Raw genomic sequence first — 19815 nt, forward strand, 5'->3', positions numbered from 1 at the left:
CTGATCTTCGCCTACATAGCGGCAAACCAATTTCCCCGGAGCAGTTTTACCGATGGCACGTCAGTTCATCTACCACATGTCGGGACTGAACAAGTCCTACGGCGCCAAGAAGATCCTCGAAAACGTCAACCTGTCCTTCTACCCGGATGCCAAGATCGGTATTCTCGGCCCGAACGGCGCCGGTAAGTCCACCGTTCTGCGCATCATTGCCGGTCAGGACAAGGAATATACCGGTGAAGCCTGGCTCGCCGAAGGCGCGACCGTCGGTTACCTCGAGCAGGAACCGCATCTCGACCCGGCCAAGACCGCCTTCGAGAACGTCATGGTCGGCGTTGCCGACAAGACCGCCGTGCTCGAGCGCTACAACGAACTGATGATGAACTATTCCGACGAGACCGCCGATGAAGGCGCAAAGCTCCAGGACATCATCGACAGCCAGAACCTGTGGGACCTCGAACAGCAGGTCGAAATGGCGATGGAAGCCCTGCGCTGCCCGCCGAAGGATTCCGACGTTACGCTTCTCTCTGGTGGTGAACGTCGCCGTATCGCGCTTTGCCGCCTGCTTTTGTCGCAGCCGGACCTGCTGCTGCTCGACGAACCGACCAACCATCTTGACGCCGAAACCATCGCCTGGCTGGAAAAGCACCTGCGCGATTATCCGGGCGCCGTGATGATGATTACCCACGATCGCTACTTCCTCGACAACGTGACCGGCTGGATTCTCGAACTCGACCGCGGCCGTGGCATTCCGTACGAAGGCAATTACTCCGCTTACCTGCAGGCCAAGGCCAAGCGCATGCTTCAGGAAAATCGCGAGGAAGCCGGTCGCCAGAAGGCGCTGTCGCGCGAACAGGAATGGATTGCATCCAGCCCGAAGGCGCGCCAGGCCAAGTCCAAGGCCCGTATCAAGGCTTACGAACAGCTGGTGGACGCCGCCGACGGCATCCGTCCCGGCGACGCGCAGATCATCATTCCGGTGTCGGAACGTCTCGGCAATGTCGTCATCGAAATGGAAGGCATCACCAAGGGCTTTGAAGGCCGCACGCTGATCAACGACCTGTCGATCAAGCTGCCGCCGGGCGGTATCGTCGGCATCATCGGCCCGAACGGTGCTGGTAAAACCACGTTGTTCAAGATGATCACCGGCCAGGAAAAGCCGGATGCCGGTTCGATCCGCGTCGGCGATACCGTACATCTCGGTTATGTCGACCAGAGCCGCGATGCGCTGGGTGCCGACAAGACCGTCTGGGAAGAAATCTCCGGTGGCGCCGAAATCATCAAGCTCGGCAAGTTCGACATGAACTCCCGTGCCTATTGCGGCGCCTTCAACTTCAAGGGCGGCGATCAGCAGCAGAAGGTCGGCAATCTTTCGGGTGGTCAGCGTAACCGCGTTCACCTTGCCAAGATGCTGAAAGCTGGCGGCAACGTTCTCCTCCTCGACGAACCGACCAACGACCTCGATACCGAAACGCTCGGCGCGCTGGAAACGGCGCTCGAAAACTTCGCTGGTTGCGCCATCATCATCAGCCACGATCGCATGTTTCTTGACCGTCTGGCGACGCATATCCTCGCCTTCGAAGGCGATGGCCATGTCGAATGGTTCGAAGGCAACTTTGAAGACTACGAGCAGGACAAGATCCGCCGCCTCGGCCCGGATGCGCTCAATGCCGGTAGCCAGGCCTACAAGCGCCTGACGCGCTGATCGGTGAAAATTGCAGGGAAGGGGCCGGTGACGGCCCCTTCCCATTTTTGCCAATCATCTGCGCTACCCATAGCTTTCCACTTGCAACGACACGACTCTTCACATAAAGATATCTTTATATCTTGATTGAGAGTTGGTGAAAAACATGGCCCTTGGGCTGGATGCATTGGTGGACGTTCTGAAGGCGGCGGGCGAGCAGACCCGTTTCCGCCTGCTGGCGCTTCTGGCCTCCGGAGACCTGACGGTCAGCGACATGACCGAAATTCTCGGACAGTCACAGCCGCGCATTTCACGCCACCTGAAGCTTTTGGCCGAAGAAGACCTGATTGAACGGTATCAGGAAGGCGCCTGGGCCTATTTTCGCCTGCGCCACGAGGGTGACGGCGCGACGCTGGTGCGCACGCTTTTGGCGGGCACCGATCGCAATGATCCGGTTCTCTTGCGCGATGGCGAACGTCTGGCGTCTGTCAAGCGCGCCCGCTCCGATCGTGCTCAAGCCTATTTCAGCCGCAACGCTTCCGAATGGGACGAGCTTCGCCGCCTGCTGGTGAGCGATGCCGCCGTCGAGCATGCCGTGCTGCGGCTGGTCGGCTCCAATCCGGTCGATGCACTTCTCGATCTCGGCACCGGTACCGGTCTGATTCTGCAGGTGCTGCACAACGTATATCGCCATGCAGTTGGTATCGACGCCAGCCGTGATATGCTGTCGGTCGCCCGTGCCAATCTCGACAGGGCCGGCATCGTAAAAGCCTCCGTGCGGCACGGCGATATTCTGAATCTGCCGCTGGAAGGACAGGATTTCGACCTCGTCACCATCCATCAGGTCCTGCATTTCCTCGATCAGCCTGAACTGGCGATCGGCGAGGCGGCGCGCGTGCTGCGTCCCGGCGGTCGCCTGCTGATCGTCGATCTGGCGCCACATAACCTCGAATATCTGCGCGATGAACATGCGCATGTCCGTCTCGGCTTTTCGCACCAGTTGGTGGCCGAATGGATGAACAAGGCCGGTCTCGATGTCGAACAGATGATCGATCTCGATGCCGACAACAAAAGCGAGGCCGCGCTGACGGCGACCGTATGGCTGGCGCGCGACCGCCGCCTGCTGCTTGCCGACACACAGGCCCCGGACCGCAAGGTTGCGGAACACACTATTTGATATCGGAGACTTCACGCCCATGCAGACGAAAGCCCCCGAACAGAAGAGTGGAAAAAACTTCCGGCTCTCTTTCGAATTCTTTCCGCCGAAATCGGCCGATATGGAAACCCAGTTGTGGGAATCCGTGGCCGATCTGACGGACTGGAATCCGGAATTCGTGTCGGTGACCTACGGCGCCGGTGGTTCCACCAAGGCGCCGACCATGACTGCGATCCAGCGCCTCTTGGCAGAAACGCCACTGGCTGCCGCATCGCACCTGACCTGCGTGGATGCCGCGCGCGAGGAAACTTTGGGCGTCATCGAGGAACTGCGTGCCGCCGGTGTGCGCCATATCGTGGCGCTGCGCGGCGACCCGTCGGCCGGTATCGGCACTGCCTATCAGCCGCATCCCGATGGTTACGCGAATGCCGCCGAACTGGTGGCGGCGCTGAAGGACGTTGGCGGTTTCGAGATTTCCGTCTCTGCCTATCCGGAAAAGCACCCGGAGAGCCTCGACACCAATGCCGATATCGAGATGCTGAAACGCAAGGCCGATAACGGTGCCGACCGCGCGCTGACCCAGTTCTTCTTCGATAACGACGTTTTTGAACGCTACATGGACAAGGTGAGGGCGGCGGGCATCACGCTGCCGGTCGTACCGGGCATCATGCCGATCCAGAACCTGACCATGCTGAAGCGTTTTGCCGGTCGTTGCGGCTCGACCGTGCCGGAATTTCTCGATCAGCGTTTTGCCGGCACCGAGGACGATGCCGTGGCGCGTGCCGAAGTGGCGGCCGATGTTGCCGCCGAGCAGATCGAGGATCTGATCCGTCGCGGGCTTGGCGAGTTCCACATCTACACGATGAACCGTTCGGCGCTGACCAATGCCGTGCTCGAGCGTCTCGGACGCCAGCGCGTGCCGGTGAAGGCCGGTGCGGCTGCCTGAGAAGGCACAGCCATAACCACAAAAAAGAGGCCCATGTTCCTTTCGGATCATGGGCCTTTTCAATTTGAAGTGCATTGAAGATCAAACGGTCAATGGATGCGATAATGACCGGTTGAAGGGCGCGGCTGGCCTCAGATGAAAAGCATCGAGGCTACGAAAACGAACGCTGCACCAACCACCAGAACATTGAGAGAATGAGTGCGTCCCATATCTGCCTCCTTGCGTTGACAGATTAATTGTGGCGGGTTTGGCCGCAATTGCAAACAGTAATTTACGCTGCAATGCGGCGTTACCTACGCTAAAGCTCCTTTTTCTCCATGTTAATTAGCTGATTTAAATGGATAAATCGAATTAACGAACAGGCTTAACCACCCCTTAAATTAAATGCTCGCGCTGTTAACAAGCGTTACGTTCCGTGATGCTTTGCCACAATTGGCCTGTGGATATCCGAATCGAGATCCGCATCAGCGACGGATCTTGAGCATGCCGTTGAGCACCAGAAGTCCCAGACCGATCAGCGCCATGCCGGCCACTTCGGCGATATCCAGCCGTTCATGCAGGAATATGGCGCCTAAAAGAATGGCGCTTGGCGGTACCAGCAGCGTCACCAGCGACGTATAGGTGGCGCCGGCCAGCGCCAGGATGCGGAAATAGATGAGATAGCCGAGCGCGGTGGACAGCAGCGCCAGCGCCAGAATGGCGGCGACGACCGTCATCGACGGGAAGGCGAGCGTCCATGGCTGGTCTGCGATCAGCATGACGGGAAGCATCATCAGCGACGATGCCGTCATCTGGCCGGCGGCGGTGACCGGTGCCGGCAGGCCGCGAAAGCGTTTTCCATAGGTGCCGGCAAAGCCGTAGGAGAGCGCGGCCAGAATGGGCAGGATCAGCGCCCAGAGCGGCGCTGCGGTGGAGGTAAAGACGCCGGGGCCGATCAGCACGATGGTGCCGGCAAGGCCGAGCAGGCAGCCGACGATCTTGGCCGTCGAGAGCTTTTCATCCTCGGTGAACCGGTTGGTGATCAGCACGGTGAATATCGGCGTGGTGGCATTGAGGATGGCGGCAAGCCCGGCGCCAATCTCTGTCTGGCCAAAAAAGATCAGCGTGTGCGGGATGGCGTTGTTGATGAGGCCGAGCACGGCAAAGGAGCGCCAATGCTCTCTCAGCAGCGAATATGTGCCAAAACGACCGCGCAGAAAGATGTGCAGCGCAAGAGCCGCGAGGAACAGCCGGAAGAAGACCAATGTGAAGGGTGGGACTTCGGCGACCGCGATACGCGCGAAAAAGAACGAGCCGCCCCAGAGCAGGCCGAGGACGAAAAGAAGTGCCCAGGCGCTGGCGCCCGGTTTTGGCATGGTCGAGGCGTTCATGGCGGCTCAGAATCTCCTGTGATGATCAGGGATAGACCCGCAATGAAAACGCCGCCACCCGATTTTTGACGGATGGCGGCGCGTGTGCAGATATTCGGTTCGTAAGTTCTGGCTCAGAGGCCCTGAACCAGCTGCTGGGTTGGCCAGCCGTCTGCCGGCAGACCGAGACGCTGCTGTTCCTTCTGGATGGCCGTGCGCGTGCCGGAGCCCAGAATGCCGTCGATCTTGCCGACATCGTGGCCATGCGCCTGCAGCTTGGTCTGCAGGTCCTTCATGGCGGCGTCATCGAGAGCCGGGTCAGGATTGCCCTTGGTATAGGTCGGGGCGCCGGACAGGCGGGTGGCGAAATACGCAGCCGAGGTCGTGTAGATGAACGACTGGTTCCATTCCAGATAGATGTTGAAGTTCGGGTAGGTCAGGAAGACCGGTCCCTTGCGGCCCTGCGGCATGATCAGCGCTGCCGGCAGGTTTCCGAACTTGGTGTCGCCGTCACGCGGGGTGACGCCGAGCTTAAACCATTCCGAAGCGGGCATCTCGTTGCCGAGGCCGGTCTTTTCCCAGGGCAGGTTTTCCGGAACCTGCACTTCCTGGATCCAGGGCTCGCCCTTGCGATAACCGAGCGACTTGATGAAGGCGGCGGCCGTGAGAACCGCATCGGCCGACGACTTCTTCACGTCGATATGGCCTGAATTGTCGCCATCGACGCCGTGGGCGATGATGTCCTTCGGCAGCATCTGCACCTGGCCGACTTCGCCGGCCCATGCGCCGGTGTTGGTGGCAGGATCGAGGTCGCCGTGCTGGACCATCTCGATGAGGGCGATCAGCTGCGGACGGAAAAGCTGCGGGCGGCGGCAGTCATGCGCCAGCGTGACGAGGGCGTTGCGGGTGTTGAAATCGCCCTGCACGGCGCCGAAATCGGTTTCCATAGCCCAGAAGGCGGTGATGACGCCGGCTGGCACGCCATATTCGCTTTCGGCGCGGCCAAAGATGTCCTTCATCTGGCTCATCTTCTGGCGGCCGATATCGAGGCGGGCCTGGCTGACGGTACGCTGCGAGAATTCAAGAAAAGTCTGGCGGAAGACGCCTTGCGCGCGGTCGCGTGACAGCACTTTCTGGTCGATCTGCGCGCCTGCAAGCGCGGTATCGACGGCGCTGGCCGGAATGCCCTTGGCAACGGCTTCCTGCTTGATACCGGCAAGGAAGGCCGGCAGTTCGCCGCCGCAGGCAACCGGCTTGGTATCATTGCCGGCGGAAAGCTCCAGCGATGCGGCCTGTGTCAGCGTGGTGGTGGCCAGAAGGGCGGGAAGGGTGAGGGCGAGCGCAAGGCGGCGGGCAACGGACATGGAAAATGTTTCCTGTTGTGGCTAGGCATTGGTTTATCACAATTCCGGACGCAAAAACGGTTCCCACTTTTGCTGGAATTGCTTGAATACGGGTTCGTCGGCTGTTGTGACGCAAACAATGTGACCTAAACAAGGAAACGGCCGCAGTAAGGGCCGTCTTACATCAGTTCCTTGTCATTTCTGCAAGTGCAGGCCGCTTCTGCTTCAGATGCCACAGCACTTCTACCTGTTGGCGGAAGCAACCCACTGGCGCCAGCTCTTTTCCGAACCGGAGAATACGTTGATATCGGTCGGGCCCTTGATGCCGGGAATGATGCCGGTGGCGGTATATTGCCAGAAAGTCCATTTGCGGTTGGCGTAAATCTGGCTCGGATGGGCAGCCACCGAACGGACCCAGAAATGATGGTTGCTGAAGGCGCCGACCAGCCTGTCGCGGTGGAAATCGACCGATGTGTAGATGATCGGCCGCACGCCGTAATGGGCCTCGATCCGGTCCATGAAGCGCTGCATCACATCGCGTACGGTTTCCGTGTCCGGCTTCAGCTTGCAGGTGGGCGAGGCATGGTTCCATTCCATGTCGAGCACCGGCGGCAGCATGTTGGCTTCCTTCGGCACGTTCTGGATGAACCAGTCGGCCTGATCTTCCGGCGTCGAGCAGAAATAATAGAAATGATAGGCGGCGTGGGGAATGCCGGCAGCGGCGGCACCCCGCCAATGCGTCGTGAAGGCGGAATCGATGCGATCCTTGCCTTCGGTGCCCTTGATGAACACGAAGGCGACGCCGGAATTTTTCACCGTCTGCCAGTCGATATCCGTGCCATTCCATTTCGACAGGTCGATGCCGTGCACTTCATGGCGGCCGGGGTGGTTGCGGCCAAAGTCCTGCGGGTCGCTGTCCTTGAAACGCGTGCCCTTGATCGACGGTGCGTCGAGCAGGTCAGCGGTCGAGGTGCAGCCTGTGGCCAGCATTGCGGTCACGGCAAGGGCGAGAAGGGCTCGGTGCATGAAAGGTCCGGTCTTGGGGCTGCGCTGCTTCGACCGCACATGCTCGCTGGTGTGGCCGAATCGGGTTTAGCACAAAGACCGGAAAATTGGAGCCGGGCGAGGCCGGCCGGTGATGACAATCATGTCAGGGAGCAGATCAGGTCCGCTTGCGGATGATCGCATGCCAGGCGTAACCGCCACCGATTTCCTCGAACATCATGTCGGCATTGGCGTCTGCCAGCCGCTTCTCCAGCGCTTCATGCAGATTGGCGCGTGGCGTGACATGGAAGCGGATAAGCCAGGCTTGCAGTGCTGCGCGGAACCAGGCGGGCAGACGCTCCTGCTGGCCGAAATCGACGATATGCAGCGAACCGCCCGGTTTCACGGCTGCAAGCGCCGCATCGATTGCGCCTTCCCAGTCGGGGATCATCGACAGGGCATAGGAGATCAGGATGCGGTCGAAGCCGCCGATCGCGAAATCCGATGTCCTGAACGTGGTGGCGTCGGCCACCTTGAGCACCGGCTGTTCGGCCTTGCCGCGAAAATTGCGGCGGGCGCTTTCCAGCATTTCGGCGGAAATATCAAGTCCGTAAAGCTTTGCACCCTTGTGATGCTTGTGGGCGAGCAGCAGGTTGCGGCCGGTGCCGCAGCCGACTTCCAGCAGCGTCTGCTCCGGCTCCATGCCGAGGCTGACGATCGCCTTGTCGCGGCCGAACAGGTAATATTTGCGGGTGAGATCGTAGATGTGCCGCTGGTAACGATACATGCCGTCCATGCGGGCCGCATGCTGGTGGTCACCGTTTTCGAGACCATTGTGTTCATGTGCCGATGCCATCTGCCCGGCCTCGCTCATGCGTTCTTCGTGTAGATATGGAAGCCGCCATAGATTGCCGAGCGGTCCTGCAGGTTCAACTCTTCGGAACGGGCCTGCTGATAGGTCCACTGATCGGCAATCGCGGGCGACAGGCGGCCATCAATGACGCTCTTTTCGGCGGCGGTGCGGAAGATGACGCGGGCGCCGGGGGCGGCGGTGCGGCTGATCTCGGTCCAGAGGTCGTTCAGCTGCTCGTCGTTCATCCAGTCCTGCGCATCGAGCAGGATGTAACGATCGACGGAGGCGGCCGATTTCTGGTTCAGAAGCTCGGTGAAGCTGGCGTGATGGACGTTGACGCGATCGGCATTGTCGCGGATGGCTGGATAATGTTCTTCACGCAAATAGGTCGGCAGCGAGCCCTCATGCGGCTGCGGATAACGGCGGGCAAAGGCCTGCCAGGCAAAATAGTTGTCGCGCAGCGGAAAATGGCAGGCGAGCTTTTCGAGGCGCTGGCGCAGGACCGGAGCGATCGAGCCGTCATCGGCAAGGCTTGCCAGCTCGTCATATTGCTGCGGCGGAATGCCGAGGCCGAACAGCGAGCTTTTGCGGCTGGTGAGGAATTTGATGAACGGCTTGTCGAACAGCGGCGCGATGCTGCTGTCAAAGAACTGGCGCTGCTCTCGCAGCGACTTGGCTTCCGCCATCTTGGTCAGGTCGATACCGTGCAGGCGCGCCAGCAGGTGGCCGACGCCAATGAAGCGGCCGAGCAGACCGGTGCGATAGATGTTGCGCTTGAAGACGTCGATGCGGCGTTTGCCGCCCAAGCTGCGTTTTTGCCAGTAGGCGCGGGTGGTGTCGTCGAGATGCGGTGCGATGAAATTGTCGAAGGCGGAGATGTTGGAGGCGATATCGTGCTGGCCGAGCAGGCGCACGACGTCACCGTGGCCGGGCAGATGACGGAAGGCAGACAGTTTCAGACGGTTCAGCGCCACGTGATGCGGGTTGAGATCGACCACGTCGATCTTTTCCGGGCTGCGGCTGAGATAGGCGAGCATGTTGCAGCCGCCGGATGCGATGGTGACGACGCGGTGACCTTCGGAAAGCTCCATCGCCGCCATGTCGACATCCGGGTCCTCCCATATCTGCGGGTAGACGAGACCGGAAAATAGCAGGCCGAACATGCGCTCTGAAAAACCCTTTGCCGAGAACGCATTGTGCTGGAGGAGCGCGCTCTTGAGTTTTTCATTCTTGAGATAACCGGCTTCTGAGGCAAAATCAGTCATGGTCGGGTCCTGCTCTTCATGAGTTCAAACGGCTCTAGTCCCTCGCTGCTACAGTTTGATGACGTGCATTGTGACGAACGTGACGGCCTCCGCTCTTTCCATGGCGAGACTTTCCTGATTGCATGCGGCCGCAACCGGAGCCTGCCATGCGCATCGTCAAAATCGTCGCCGTCACCATTCTCGCGCTGCTGGCGGCCTGCCTCATCTGGCTCGTCACCATGCCGCCCGAACTGTTGCGGGTGGGCAGCGGTTATGCCGCCAAGATCGTGTGTTCCAACGTTTTTCTGGCAAATCGCGATGCGCAGGAGGTGCTGGCCGTCGATGTGCAGGCGCCGGGGCATCCGCTGCTGCGGCTGATGCAGGTGAGTGTCGATGAACAGTCGGCAAAGGTGAGTGCCGCGATTTTTGGTTTCATCGCGCCGTCCGTCGCCATCTATCGCGATGATCTTGGATGCGCGGTGACGCAGGATCTTTCCGCCAAGGGCCAGCGGAACCAGAGCCCGCCGATCGTCGGCCCCGAATCAGGTGCGGCCGACGTTCTGTTTCCGGACGGAACCAAGATCGAGTCGGATCAGCGGATCACGCCGCTTCTGGAAAACGCTGCGCTGACCGGCCCCGGCATGCGTGCCGTTATCGTGGCGCAGAACGGTCGCATCCTTGGTGAGCGTTACGCCGAAGGATTTTCGGAAAAGACGCCGCTGATCGGCTGGTCGATGGCAAAAACCATCAACGCCGCGCTGATCGCCAGACTGGTGGGCGAGGGCAAACTTGCCTACACCGACCGCAATCTGTTTGCGCAATGGGCGAGTGACGAGCGCGGCGAGATCACGCTGGCGCAACTGCTTGCGATGGAGAGCGGCCTTGGTTTCAACGAGAATTACGGCACGGTGGCGGATGTCACGCGCATGCTGTTCCTCGAACAGGACATGGCGGAATTCGCCATCGATACGCCGCTGGAAGCCGCGCCGGGTACAAAATTTTCCTATTCGTCAGGGACCTCGGTTCTGCTGTCGAAAATCTGGATGGAGCGGATCGGCGATCAAGACCGAGCGCTAGTCTATCCGCGCCAATCTTTGTTCGCGCCGCTTGGCATGCAAAGCGCGGTGTTCGAGACGGATGCGAACGGCACCTATGCCGGCAGTTCCTACATCTACGCCACGGCGCGCGACTGGACCCGGTTCGGCATGTTTCTGGCGGCCGACGGCATGTGGAAAGGCGAGCGCCTTCTGCCGGAAGGCACGGTGGCGATGATGGGCAAGGCCTCGGCGCAATCGGGCGGCCGCTATTCGCAGATGCAGACCTGGCTGAAACTCTACGGCCGCGATGCCGAAGGCCTGCCGGGTGACATGTTCATGCTGAGCGGCCATGACGGGCAGACTGTGGCGGTGGTGCCGTCGCTGGGATTGGTGGTGCTGCGCATGGGGCTGACGCCATTGGGCGGCGGTTACAACGTGCTGGAACTGATTGCGGCAGCGGCTAAGGCGGTAAAATAGAAAGACCCGCAAGCGCGGGTCATCAAAATTCCATCGTCACGCCGGCCCATCCTCACTTGAGGACGTGCAGCATGTCCTTGCGCTTGGCGTCGTAATAATAACCGCGGGCATAAAGCTTGATGGCGTCGTCGCTCTTGTTGCCGGCCACCAGCCAGGCGCCGCGCAGGTATTTGATCGCGTATTTCAGGTTGGTCTCTGCATCGAGCAGGCCCTTGGCCGGGCCGTCATAACCCATCGACTTGGCGGTCGGATATGTGATCTGCATCAGACCCCAATAGCCGTTCTTGTGATAGGCTTTCGGGTCGTAGCGGCTTTCGCGATGCACGACGCGGTGCACCAGCGATTCCGGCACGCCGTAGAGGCCGGCATAGCGGGTGATCAGCTTGTTGAGCTGCGGATTGCTGGCATCGGCGGTTTCCGGAATCGGCGCGCCCGGCGCCGGCGGGAAGAAGCCCGCATTCATCATGCCGGACACGGCGTTGGATGGACCGGCATAGGCCAGCATCATGTTCGGCGAATTGGGTTTTGGCGTCGGCACGACCGATTGCACGGCAACCATTTCGGCGGTGATTGGCAGTTCTGCCGTTGCCACGGTTTCGTTGGCGACCGGGCCGCCGGTCATCTGTGGCTGCACGATGCGGCCGGATTTTGTCGATAGCGTATGGGCTGCGGGTGTCGCGGAGACCAGAGCGGTGCTGGTCGTGGCAACGGGTGCGGAGCCCGCAACCGGGGCGGCACTGGCGATGGCCTGCGCGGCATTGGTGGCGTCTGCAACTGGCGCGATGGCAAGCGGCACGGGCTGCGGTGCCGGTTCCGGCGAAGCAAGTGCCGCGGTCTGAATTTCAGTAGCACTGATGCTGGTCGGCAGGGAAGCGATGTGGATGCGGCCGGTCTTTTCGAGAACCGGGGCGCTGGCATCCGCCATGTCTGCCGTCTGCGGTGCGTTGGGATCCGTGGCTGTCGGCGTCAGGGCTGCCGTCTGGCTGGTCTTGAGGTTCGGCCCGGATGCCTGATCCATGCTCGAACAACCTGCAAGAGCGGACGATACAGCAAAAGCCAGGGCCGTCTTGCAGCCGCCAAATCGGATTATAGCCATCGGGTCGCTCTCATGAAATCGGTTGTCCCAGCCCGCTCAAGAATCCTAACGGATCATTACGTCCATTAACCGATCAGTAGCATTCGGGCAAGTGGACTGCGCCGTTGCTCCGTAAGTATCTGTTTATCAAGCAAAACGCCTGGGCATTTTACGGGTTCTACTATCGGTTTGCGAACATATCTGCTTGCTCAGGCGGCGATCCGCCGGTAACCGGCCGTGACCGCACGACGGGATATGAATCGCGTACGATGCTTGCGCGAGGCTGGATTTTTGGAGCGCAGTTTTTCCAGACGCTTCAGGCGACGGCCCGCCAAGGCCACATTCAAGACCCCGCCGGCCAGCGCTGCGCCGATGAAAACGCCATCCATTTCAACCAGTTGCAACGACAGAGAGCCATGCGGATCAAAGGCCTGCGGCAAAAGCGCGATAAAGGCGAGAATGGAGCGTGGTTTCAGCGCTGCAAGGCGAAATATGTGCAGAAAGATGCGCACCGGCTGGCGTTCGGGCAGGTTGTCATTGTGGGCAAGATAACCGCGGGCCGGATGCTGCACCGTCCACAGGACATGCAGCATCAGATAGGTGAGGCCGATCCATGATACGAGTTCGAACAGATGCGGAAGATAACGGGCGATCGCGACAACCGGCATGCTCGCCACCGTCATGGCGGCAACGAGGCCGAGCGCAATGGCCGGCACGGTCAGGAGGCCAGTAAGCCTCCCGCGTGATAAAGTGTAACGAGCCGTCAGGTCAGCAAGCGGGCCGGGCAGAATGACGAGAAACAACGACGCCGCCGCGAAGACTATCATTGTATCGGTGGACATTCCAATTCTCCTCCGGCCCTTCCTCTTTCGGGCCGCTGCCGCTAAAAATCAGGCCTTTTCAAAACTCTGGCCGACCGCCGTCATGACATCGCCGAACCACGGGGTCGACAGATCGAAATGCTTGCCTCCCTTGATACGCGGGAATTCGATCGTGCGCAATTTCCCATTCTGATCTTCGTCGTGTCCGGTGACGCCGGAGGTGCCATTCAGCGCACTTTCCACAGCCAGATCGACCATGCCCTGGATCAGACGCAGGTCATCGCCATTGGCGGGAGCCGAGCGGGCGAAGTAGCCGGATTTCTGCACCAGCGAGCGTTCCGCGCCAAGCAGTGACGCGAACTGTTTCTGGAACCAGCCGCCGACATTGATGGTGTCGAGTTTTACATGGCCAAAGGCGTCACGCTTGATGTTCTCGCCCGAGGCTTCGAATTCCTTGACGATGACATCCATGCAGGCGCCCTCGGAGATGAACAGGGTGACGTAACCGTAGCGGTCCATCACGTCTTTCAGGCGGGTCGCCTCGGCATCGCGGTCAAAACGCATTTCCGGCAGATAGATGCCGTCGATCTTCTTCAGCTGCTCGTCCATCATGAAGCCTTCGACATATTCGTTGGCTTTGGATTTCTGCATATAGGCGCGGGCGGTGGCGGCGGTCAGCCAGCCACAATGCCGGCCCATTACCTCATGGATGATCAGCGTGCGCGGCGCGGCGCTCTGTTCGTTGGAGACATTGTCGAAAAACTGCGCGCCGACTTCGGCGGCCGTCCAGGCGCCAAGCGACTGGCGGATCGGAACGACATCGTTGTCGACGGTTTTTGGCAGACCGACGACGGTGAGGTCATAACCGTTCTGGCCGAGATAGGCGGCGAGATCGGCCGCCGTCGTATTGGTGTCGTCGCCGCCGATCGTGTGCAGGATGGTCACGCCATCGGATGCCAGCCGTTCGGCCGCCACTTTCAGCGGATTTTCGCCTTCCTTGACGAGGCCGCGCTTCACGCAGTCGGCCGCATTGGTCAGCTTGACGCGGCTGTTGCCGATCGGCGAGCCGCCATAACGATGCAGAAGAGGCGCCTTTTCGCGCATCTGAGGTGTGATTTCGATCGAATCGCCCAGCAGCACGCCCTGATAGCCCGACCTGTAGGCGATAAGCTCGAGTTCCGGCGCGACATCGCTGTAACGCTCGATCAATCCGCCGACTGCCGAGGAAAGGCAGGGCGCAAGGCCACCCGCTGTCAGCATCGCTACTTTTTGTCTGGCCATAAAATCTCCTCCGCGCTTCAAGCGCTCCTCTCGCCGGAATATAGTCGATGGATGCGACACGGCGACGGTGCTGTAAAGCCGGTTTCTCAAGGAAATCCTTTATTTCGCAGTGCGATAACGGCGTTTCCAATATTCAATCGGTTCAAATGCGGCGCGGCTTTCCGTAACGTTACCCGCGACATAGGCCGAAGTCGTCAAAGGTGCCGTTTGCTGCGGAGTTATATCTGCCGGAGGCGATGGTCATCTCATTAAAGTGATTGCCGGGGCCGTTTTGCCGCCCTGCAGGTCATCTTGCAAAAATCGGCAAAAACTGGTCATGTAGCGCGATGATCACGGATTTTGCCTGCCTCCACATTTCCTCGCTCTGGGAAAAATTGCTCGGCGCCATTGGCGACGCAGCAGGAAGCGCGCTCGGGCGCGTGGTCGAGGCTATTCGCACCGTGTTCGAAGGCGATCCGGAAACCCGGCGTCAGGTGTCGTTCTCGGTTGCCATTATCGCGCTGTCGGCCAAGATGGCCAAGGCCGATGGCAATGTGAACGAAAAGGAAGTCACCGCCTTCCGCCAGATTTTTGATTTCCCGCCGGAAGAAGCCCAGAACGTCGCGCGGCTTTATAATCTCGCGCGTCAGGATGTGGCCGGTTACGAGGCCTATGCCTCGAAGCTCGCCAATCTCTGCGGCACCGGTGCGCACAATTGCCCGATGCTGGAAAACGTCGTTGATGGCCTTTTCCATATCGCAAAGGCAGACGGGTTGCTGCATGAGAAGGAACTGTCCTTCCTCGCACGCATCGCCGAAATTTTTCGAATCGACGAAAACCACTTTCGCCGAATCATGGCGCGTCATGTCGAGCTGGAAGGCCGTGATCCCTATCTGGTTCTCGGCGTTTCGCCGGAAGACGATTTTGCCACCATCCGCAAGCGTTACCGCAGTCTGGTGATCGAGCATCACCCGGACAAGCTGCATGCCCGCGGCGTGCCGGCAGCACTGCATGCGGCCGCGACCGAGCGTATGGCAGCCCTCAACGCCGCCTATTCGGAAATCGAGAAGGAACGCCGCGCAGCATGAGCGCGATCAAGTCCGAATATCTCGGCGCATCGCTGATGCCGTCGCCGAACCATGGCGAGCGTGCCGATGGTCGCCAGCCGGATATGATTCTCCTGCATTACACCGGCATGGGCGGCGAGGATCAGGCTCTGTCCTGGCTGTGCAATCCGGAAAGCCAGGTTTCCAGCCATTACTTTGTCCGCGAAAACGGCACGGTCTTCCAGCTCGTGCCGGAAGGCCAGCGTGCCTGGCATGCGGGCAAGAGTGTGTGGGAAGGCGAGGCCGATACCAATTCCCGTTCGATTGGCATCGAGATCGCCAATGTCGGCCATCCCGGTGGCCTGCCGCCGTTTCCCGGCGCGCAGATCGAATCGGTGATCGGGCTCTGTCGCGATATCGCCAAACGTTGGTCGATTGCGCCGCAGCGTATTCTCGGCCATTCCGATGTGGCGCCGATCCGCAAGGTCGATCCGGGCGAGAATTTTCCGTGGGGCAGGCTGCATCAGGCGGGTATCGGCCATTGGGTCGAACCGACGCCGATTTCCGGTGGGCGATTTTTTCAGCGCGGAGATAGCGGCCAGCCGGTCGAGGCGCTGCAGTCCATGCTGGCGCTTTATGGTTACGGCATCGAAATCACCGGCGAGTTCTGTGAGCACACACAGGGTGTGGTCGAGGCATTCCAGCGGCATTTCCGCACCGAGCGCGTGGATGGCATTGCCGACATGTCGACCATCGATACGCTGCACCGGCTTTTGACCTCGCTGCCGCATTACGCCTGACCAAAACTGCCATTTCTTGCTCTGGAATTGATTCCGCAAACGGCTACAACTGTCTGCGCATGATCGATAATCACGGGAACGCAGGCATCTCATGGACGGGCATTTCAAATATATCATCATCGGTTGCGGCATGATGGGCGCCGCCGCCGCGCGGCATCTTTCGAAATGGACGGATGGCGTCGCCGTCATCGGCCCTGCGGAGCCGGCAAATACTGCCAGCCATGAGGGCGTGTTCGCCAGCCATTACGACGATGCCCGCATCACCCGCACCATCGATCAGAATGCCGTCTGGGCGCGTCTGGCCAATCGCTCCATCGCCCGCTACGGCGAGATCGCCAGGAAAAGCGGCGTGGACTTTTACTCCGAAGTCGGGTGCCTCGTGGTCGGCCCCCAGCGCAATGGCGATGCCACCTATGTCGGGCGCGTCGAGAAGGCTGCGGCGCAGCTTGGCGTCGCCACGGAAAACATGGGCGATAGCCGTCTCGGTGAATACTTTCCATATTTCTCGTTCCCGCAGGATAGCGACGGCGTTTTTGAAGAGAAAAATGCCGGCCATATCAATCCGCGCCGGCTGGTGAAGGCGCAGACGGTTCTGGCCGAGCGGCAGGGGGCAACGGTGATCCGCGAGACCGTGGTTTCGACGCGGGAGGAGGGCGGTCTTGTGACCGTCGCCACCGCTGAGGGACGGACCTATTCGGCGGAAAAATTGCTTGTCGCGGCCGGCGGCTTTTCCATCGCCGAAAAGCTGCTCGGTGCCCGGCTCGATCTGAAGGTTTATGCCCGCACCGTCTCCTTCTTCGAGATCGATGAGAAGCAGATGGAAGTGTTCGGCAAGATGCCGTCGCTGATCTGGAAGTGGACCGAGGAAGACGACGGCATCTACATGCTGCCGCCTGTGCGTTATCCCGATGGCAAGCTCTACCTCAAGATCGGCGGCGATCCCGACGATGTGGAACTGAAGACCGAGCCGGAGATCCGCGCATGGTTCCGCTCCGGTGGGCGCGAAAGCACCAACCAGCACCTGAGTGCGGTGGTCGGAAAGCTGGTACCGGATGTCGATCTGTCGCGCAATTCCATGGCCGCCTGCGTCACCTCGTTCACGCCCACGGACTATCCAGCCATCGCCATGACCTCGGCGCGCATTGGCGTGCTGACCGGCGGCTGTGGTGCTGCGGCCAAAAGTTCGGACGAGATCGGCAGGCTGGGGGCGGAACTGCTTTTGCGTGGCCGCATCGAGGATGAGGCTTACGCAGCGGCCGGCGGTTTTCCCGCGCATTTCGTCTGATAGGCTGCGTTCGGCGTTTTCGCTGTGGCAATTGTGTTTGGTCTCGTCTAAGGAGCGCGGACCAGTTGGCCGGGCAGCCGCGCTTTACCAATGTCGAAAGACGGTAAGGTGAGGAAAGTCCGGGCTCCACGGAAACACGGTGCCGGATAACGTCCGGCGGGGGCGACCCCAGGGAAAGTGCCACAGAGAGGATACCGCCCGGTTCCGACCGGGTAAGGGTGAAAGGGTGGGGTAAGAGCCCACCGCGCTTCTGGTAACAGCGGCGGCATGGTAAACCCCACCGGGAGCAAAACCGAATAGGGATGACGCGGGTCCTGTCGCAAGGCGGGGCTACAGCCGGTTTTCGGGCCAGTCATCCGGGTGGGTTGCGAGAGGCGACGTGCAAACGGCGTCCCAGATGAATGGCTGCCACGTTCCGGTGCTTGCACCGGGGCCATACAGAACCCGGCTTACAGGCCAACTGGTATTTTTCCCCTCATTGGCGATCCATGCGACGCCCTTGTCCTGCCATGGGCGGCTTTGGTCTGTGTGGCTGATTCACGTCCTGGCGTAGAGTTGCTCGCATGGATTTGCGCGTCCAGATTGTGCCTGTGTGGCGCTTTTTTATCCGCCCATTTTCTAATCTTTTCGATCGCCCAACAGCTTAGCCCCTGCGCTTGGCTGACTTCGGGCTGTCTGCGCATGCAATCTGCGGGCATGGTTCGCTAACTCTTTGTTAAACTTAACGGGTTATGAATAAACGATGTGGCATTCCGGATTGGCGGATGCTTCCCATTGACGCCCATATGGTCCCATGTTATCCCAAAACTGCACTGCGCAAGGGCTGCTAAAGGCCTCTCAATCAGACAGTTTCGGCTCTTTCCGGAAACGGAAGGCTGGGTGGCATGTCGTCCGCCCGGTTGTCCGCTTCGTGTCCTTGCGCGGCATGTTTGCCGGTATGTTTTTGGTCCGGCGGGTTTCGGAAGTGGATGTTTGGTGTCATGAACCGCTTCCTGTCCAATGCGACGAATCGGATCGATGCGAAGGGGCGTGTTTCCGTCCCTGCGCTGTTCCGTGCCGTGTTGGCGCAGAGGGGTGTTCAGGAGCTTTATTGTCTCCAGGACCTCGTCTTTCCGGCGATCAGCGTCGGCGGTCCGGATCTGCTCGAACGTTACGAGCGGCAGATCGCGACAGCCGATCCGTTCTCGCCGGAAGCGAACAGGATGTCGCTGCTGGTTCACGGTGGCGGCGTTTTCATGAGGCTCGACGCGGAAGGCCGGCTGATGGTCACGGATTTCATCCGGGACTTTACGGGCATCGGTACGGACGTGACGTTTGTCGGGCGCTCGGATCACTTTCAGCTTTGGCAGCCGCAGGCGTTTCACGAGGCGCAGGCGGCAGCAAGGGAAGGGCGCTTGAGTATGTCGCGCCCTCAATAGGACGAGGAAACGGGATGGCGGCGAATCTTGGCGACGGGACACCTGAAGCCGATGGCGGATCGGTTCGCCACATCCCGGTTCTTCTCCGCGAGGTTCTGACCTCGCTGCAGCCGAAGGCCGGCGACGTCATTCTCGATGGCACGTTTGGCGCAGGCGGTTATACCTCGGCCATTCTCGATGCCGGCGCCAACGTCATCGCGCTCGATCGCGACCCGACGGCGATTGCCGCAGGTCAGTCGCTGGTCGAGGCAAGCGGCGGACGGTTGTCACTTTTTCATTCGCAATTTTCTGGTCTCGATGCCTATACGCCGGACGGCGGTCTCGATGGCGTCGTGCTCGATATCGGCGTGTCGTCCATGCAGATCGATGAGGCCGAGCGCGGCTTCTCTTTCCAGCGCAATGGCCCGCTCGACATGCGCATGTCGGCCAGCGGTGTTTCCGCCGCCGATGTCGTCAATCGCGCCAAGGTCGGCGATCTTACCCGCATTTTTGGTTTCCTCGGCGAGGAAAACCATGCCGGCCGCATCGCCCGCGCCATTGAAAAGCGCCGGGCGCAGGAATTGTTCACCACCACGCGCGATCTCGCCAATCTGATCGAAACGGTCAATCCGCGCCGCGCCAAGGACAAGATCCATCCGGCCACCCGCGTCTTTCAGGCGCTGCGCATCTTCGTCAACGATGAGCTCGGCGAACTGGCGCAGGCGCTGTTTGCCGCCGAGCGCGCTCTGAAGCCCGGTGGTCGTCTGGTCATCGTCAGCTTCCATTCGCTCGAAGACCGCATCGTCAAGAAGTTCTTCGCCGATCGTTCGGGCAAGGCGACAGGTTCGCGCCACATGCCGCTGGTCGAGGAGCGTCCGGTCGTTTTCGAAACCATCGGCAAGTCGATGATCGGCGCCACCGAAGAGGAAGCCGAGATCAATCCGCGCGCTCGTTCGGCAAAATTGCGTGCGGGCTTGCGTACCGCGGCTGCGCACGGCTCTTTCAACATGTCGATCTTCGATCTGCCTGATCTCGCCAGCCTTTCAACGTTGGGAGCGTAA

At 60.3% G+C, this 19815-nt stretch carries 18 protein-coding genes and 1 other RNA gene; 10 read left to right on the top strand and 9 right to left on the bottom strand.

Annotated elements, in window-relative coordinates:
- Positions 1-52: 52 nt before the first annotated feature.
- From ettA to metF, 3 genes are all read left to right on the top strand, one after another.
- Positions 53-1702: an energy-dependent translational throttle protein EttA gene (gene ettA, locus AAIH70_RS10335; RefSeq protein WP_132272155.1), complete on the top strand. Its 1650-nt coding sequence runs from the start codon at positions 53-55 to the stop codon at positions 1700-1702.
- 145 nt (positions 1703-1847) lie between these two features.
- Positions 1848-2858, top strand: coding sequence for an ArsR/SmtB family transcription factor (locus AAIH70_RS10340; protein WP_132272156.1), 1011 nt, complete (start codon positions 1848-1850; stop codon positions 2856-2858).
- Between the two features lie 19 nt (positions 2859-2877).
- Positions 2878-3783 (top strand): methylenetetrahydrofolate reductase [NAD(P)H], encoded by a 906-nt coding sequence (gene metF / locus AAIH70_RS10345; protein WP_132272157.1) that lies wholly within the window; start codon positions 2878-2880, stop codon positions 3781-3783.
- Between the two features lie 464 nt (positions 3784-4247).
- On the opposite strand, the gene AAIH70_RS10350 is transcribed toward metF, so the two are convergent.
- From AAIH70_RS10350 to AAIH70_RS10370, 5 genes are all read right to left on the bottom strand, one after another.
- Positions 4248-5153, bottom strand: coding sequence for a DMT family transporter (locus AAIH70_RS10350; RefSeq protein ID WP_132272158.1), 906 nt, complete (start codon positions 5151-5153; stop codon positions 4248-4250).
- Between the two features lie 113 nt (positions 5154-5266).
- Positions 5267-6496, bottom strand: coding sequence for a lytic murein transglycosylase (locus AAIH70_RS10355; protein WP_132272159.1), 1230 nt, complete (start codon positions 6494-6496; stop codon positions 5267-5269).
- Positions 6497-6718: 222 nt separating this feature from the next.
- The gene (locus tag AAIH70_RS10360; protein WP_132272160.1) at positions 6719-7501 is read right to left on the bottom strand and encodes a glycoside hydrolase family 25 protein; all 783 of its coding nucleotides are present in this window, start codon (positions 7499-7501) and stop codon (positions 6719-6721) included.
- Between the two features lie 136 nt (positions 7502-7637).
- Positions 7638-8315 carry a class I SAM-dependent methyltransferase gene (locus AAIH70_RS10365; RefSeq protein WP_132272571.1) on the bottom strand — a complete coding sequence of 226 codons (678 nt, stop codon included), beginning with the start codon at positions 8313-8315 and terminating at the stop codon, positions 7638-7640.
- Positions 8316-8329: 14 nt separating this feature from the next.
- The gene (locus AAIH70_RS10370; protein WP_132272161.1) at positions 8330-9577 is read right to left on the bottom strand and encodes a DUF3419 family protein; all 1248 of its coding nucleotides are present in this window, start codon (positions 9575-9577) and stop codon (positions 8330-8332) included.
- 146 nt (positions 9578-9723) lie between these two features.
- Between AAIH70_RS10370 and AAIH70_RS10375 the strand changes: the two genes are divergently transcribed.
- The gene (locus tag AAIH70_RS10375; protein ID WP_132272162.1) at positions 9724-11070 is read left to right on the top strand and encodes a serine hydrolase domain-containing protein; all 1347 of its coding nucleotides are present in this window, start codon (positions 9724-9726) and stop codon (positions 11068-11070) included.
- A gap of 52 nt (positions 11071-11122) precedes the next feature.
- Here the strand turns inward: AAIH70_RS10375 and AAIH70_RS10380 are convergent, their stop codons facing one another.
- The 3 genes from AAIH70_RS10380 to AAIH70_RS10390 form a co-directional block, all read right to left on the bottom strand.
- Entirely contained in the window at positions 11123-12088 is a 966-nt protein-coding gene (locus AAIH70_RS10380) for a lytic transglycosylase domain-containing protein (RefSeq protein WP_207908217.1), read from the bottom strand.
- A 266-nt stretch (positions 12089-12354) separates the two neighbouring features.
- Positions 12355-12987, bottom strand: a complete 633-nt coding sequence (locus AAIH70_RS10385) for a LysE family translocator (RefSeq protein WP_132272164.1) — start codon at positions 12985-12987, stop codon at positions 12355-12357.
- Positions 12988-13035: 48 nt separating this feature from the next.
- Entirely contained in the window at positions 13036-14247 is a 1212-nt protein-coding gene (locus AAIH70_RS10390; RefSeq protein ID WP_132272165.1) for a pyrophosphate--fructose-6-phosphate 1-phosphotransferase, read from the bottom strand.
- A gap of 326 nt (positions 14248-14573) precedes the next feature.
- Here AAIH70_RS10390 and AAIH70_RS10395 point away from each other — a divergent pair, with 326 nt between their 5' ends.
- The 4 genes from AAIH70_RS10395 (at position 14574) to rnpB (ending at position 17825) form a co-directional block, all read left to right on the top strand.
- Positions 14574-15314, top strand: coding sequence for a J domain-containing protein (locus AAIH70_RS10395; protein WP_153354659.1), 741 nt, complete (start codon positions 14574-14576; stop codon positions 15312-15314).
- Positions 15311-16072, top strand: coding sequence for an N-acetylmuramoyl-L-alanine amidase (locus tag AAIH70_RS10400; RefSeq protein WP_132272166.1), 762 nt, complete (start codon positions 15311-15313; stop codon positions 16070-16072). The genes AAIH70_RS10395 and AAIH70_RS10400 overlap by 4 nt, the downstream gene beginning before the upstream one ends.
- 91 nt (positions 16073-16163) lie before the next feature.
- On the top strand, positions 16164-17357 hold the full coding sequence (locus tag AAIH70_RS10405) for an FAD-dependent oxidoreductase (protein ID WP_132272167.1): 1194 nt from the start codon (positions 16164-16166) through the stop codon (positions 17355-17357).
- Between the two features lie 61 nt (positions 17358-17418).
- An RNA gene (gene rnpB, locus AAIH70_RS10410) (RNase P RNA component class A) lies at positions 17419-17825 on the top strand.
- Between the two features lie 373 nt (positions 17826-18198).
- Here rnpB and AAIH70_RS10415 read toward each other — a convergent pair.
- The gene (locus AAIH70_RS10415) at positions 18199-18339 is read right to left on the bottom strand and encodes a hypothetical protein (RefSeq protein ID WP_165931903.1); all 141 of its coding nucleotides are present in this window, start codon (positions 18337-18339) and stop codon (positions 18199-18201) included.
- Here AAIH70_RS10415 and mraZ point away from each other — a divergent pair.
- Positions 18338-18775: a division/cell wall cluster transcriptional repressor MraZ gene (gene mraZ, locus AAIH70_RS10420; protein ID WP_245519040.1), complete on the top strand. Its 438-nt coding sequence runs from the start codon at positions 18338-18340 to the stop codon at positions 18773-18775. The two genes, AAIH70_RS10415 and mraZ, sit on opposite strands and share 2 nt — an antisense overlap.
- Before the next feature lie 14 nt (positions 18776-18789).
- A complete protein-coding gene (gene rsmH / locus AAIH70_RS10425) occupies positions 18790-19815 on the top strand; it encodes a 16S rRNA (cytosine(1402)-N(4))-methyltransferase RsmH (protein WP_132272169.1) in 1026 nt (341 codons plus the stop codon).

The organism is Neorhizobium sp. BT27B (genome assembly GCF_050455485.1).
GTDB lineage: Bacteria > Pseudomonadota > Alphaproteobacteria > Rhizobiales > Rhizobiaceae > Neorhizobium.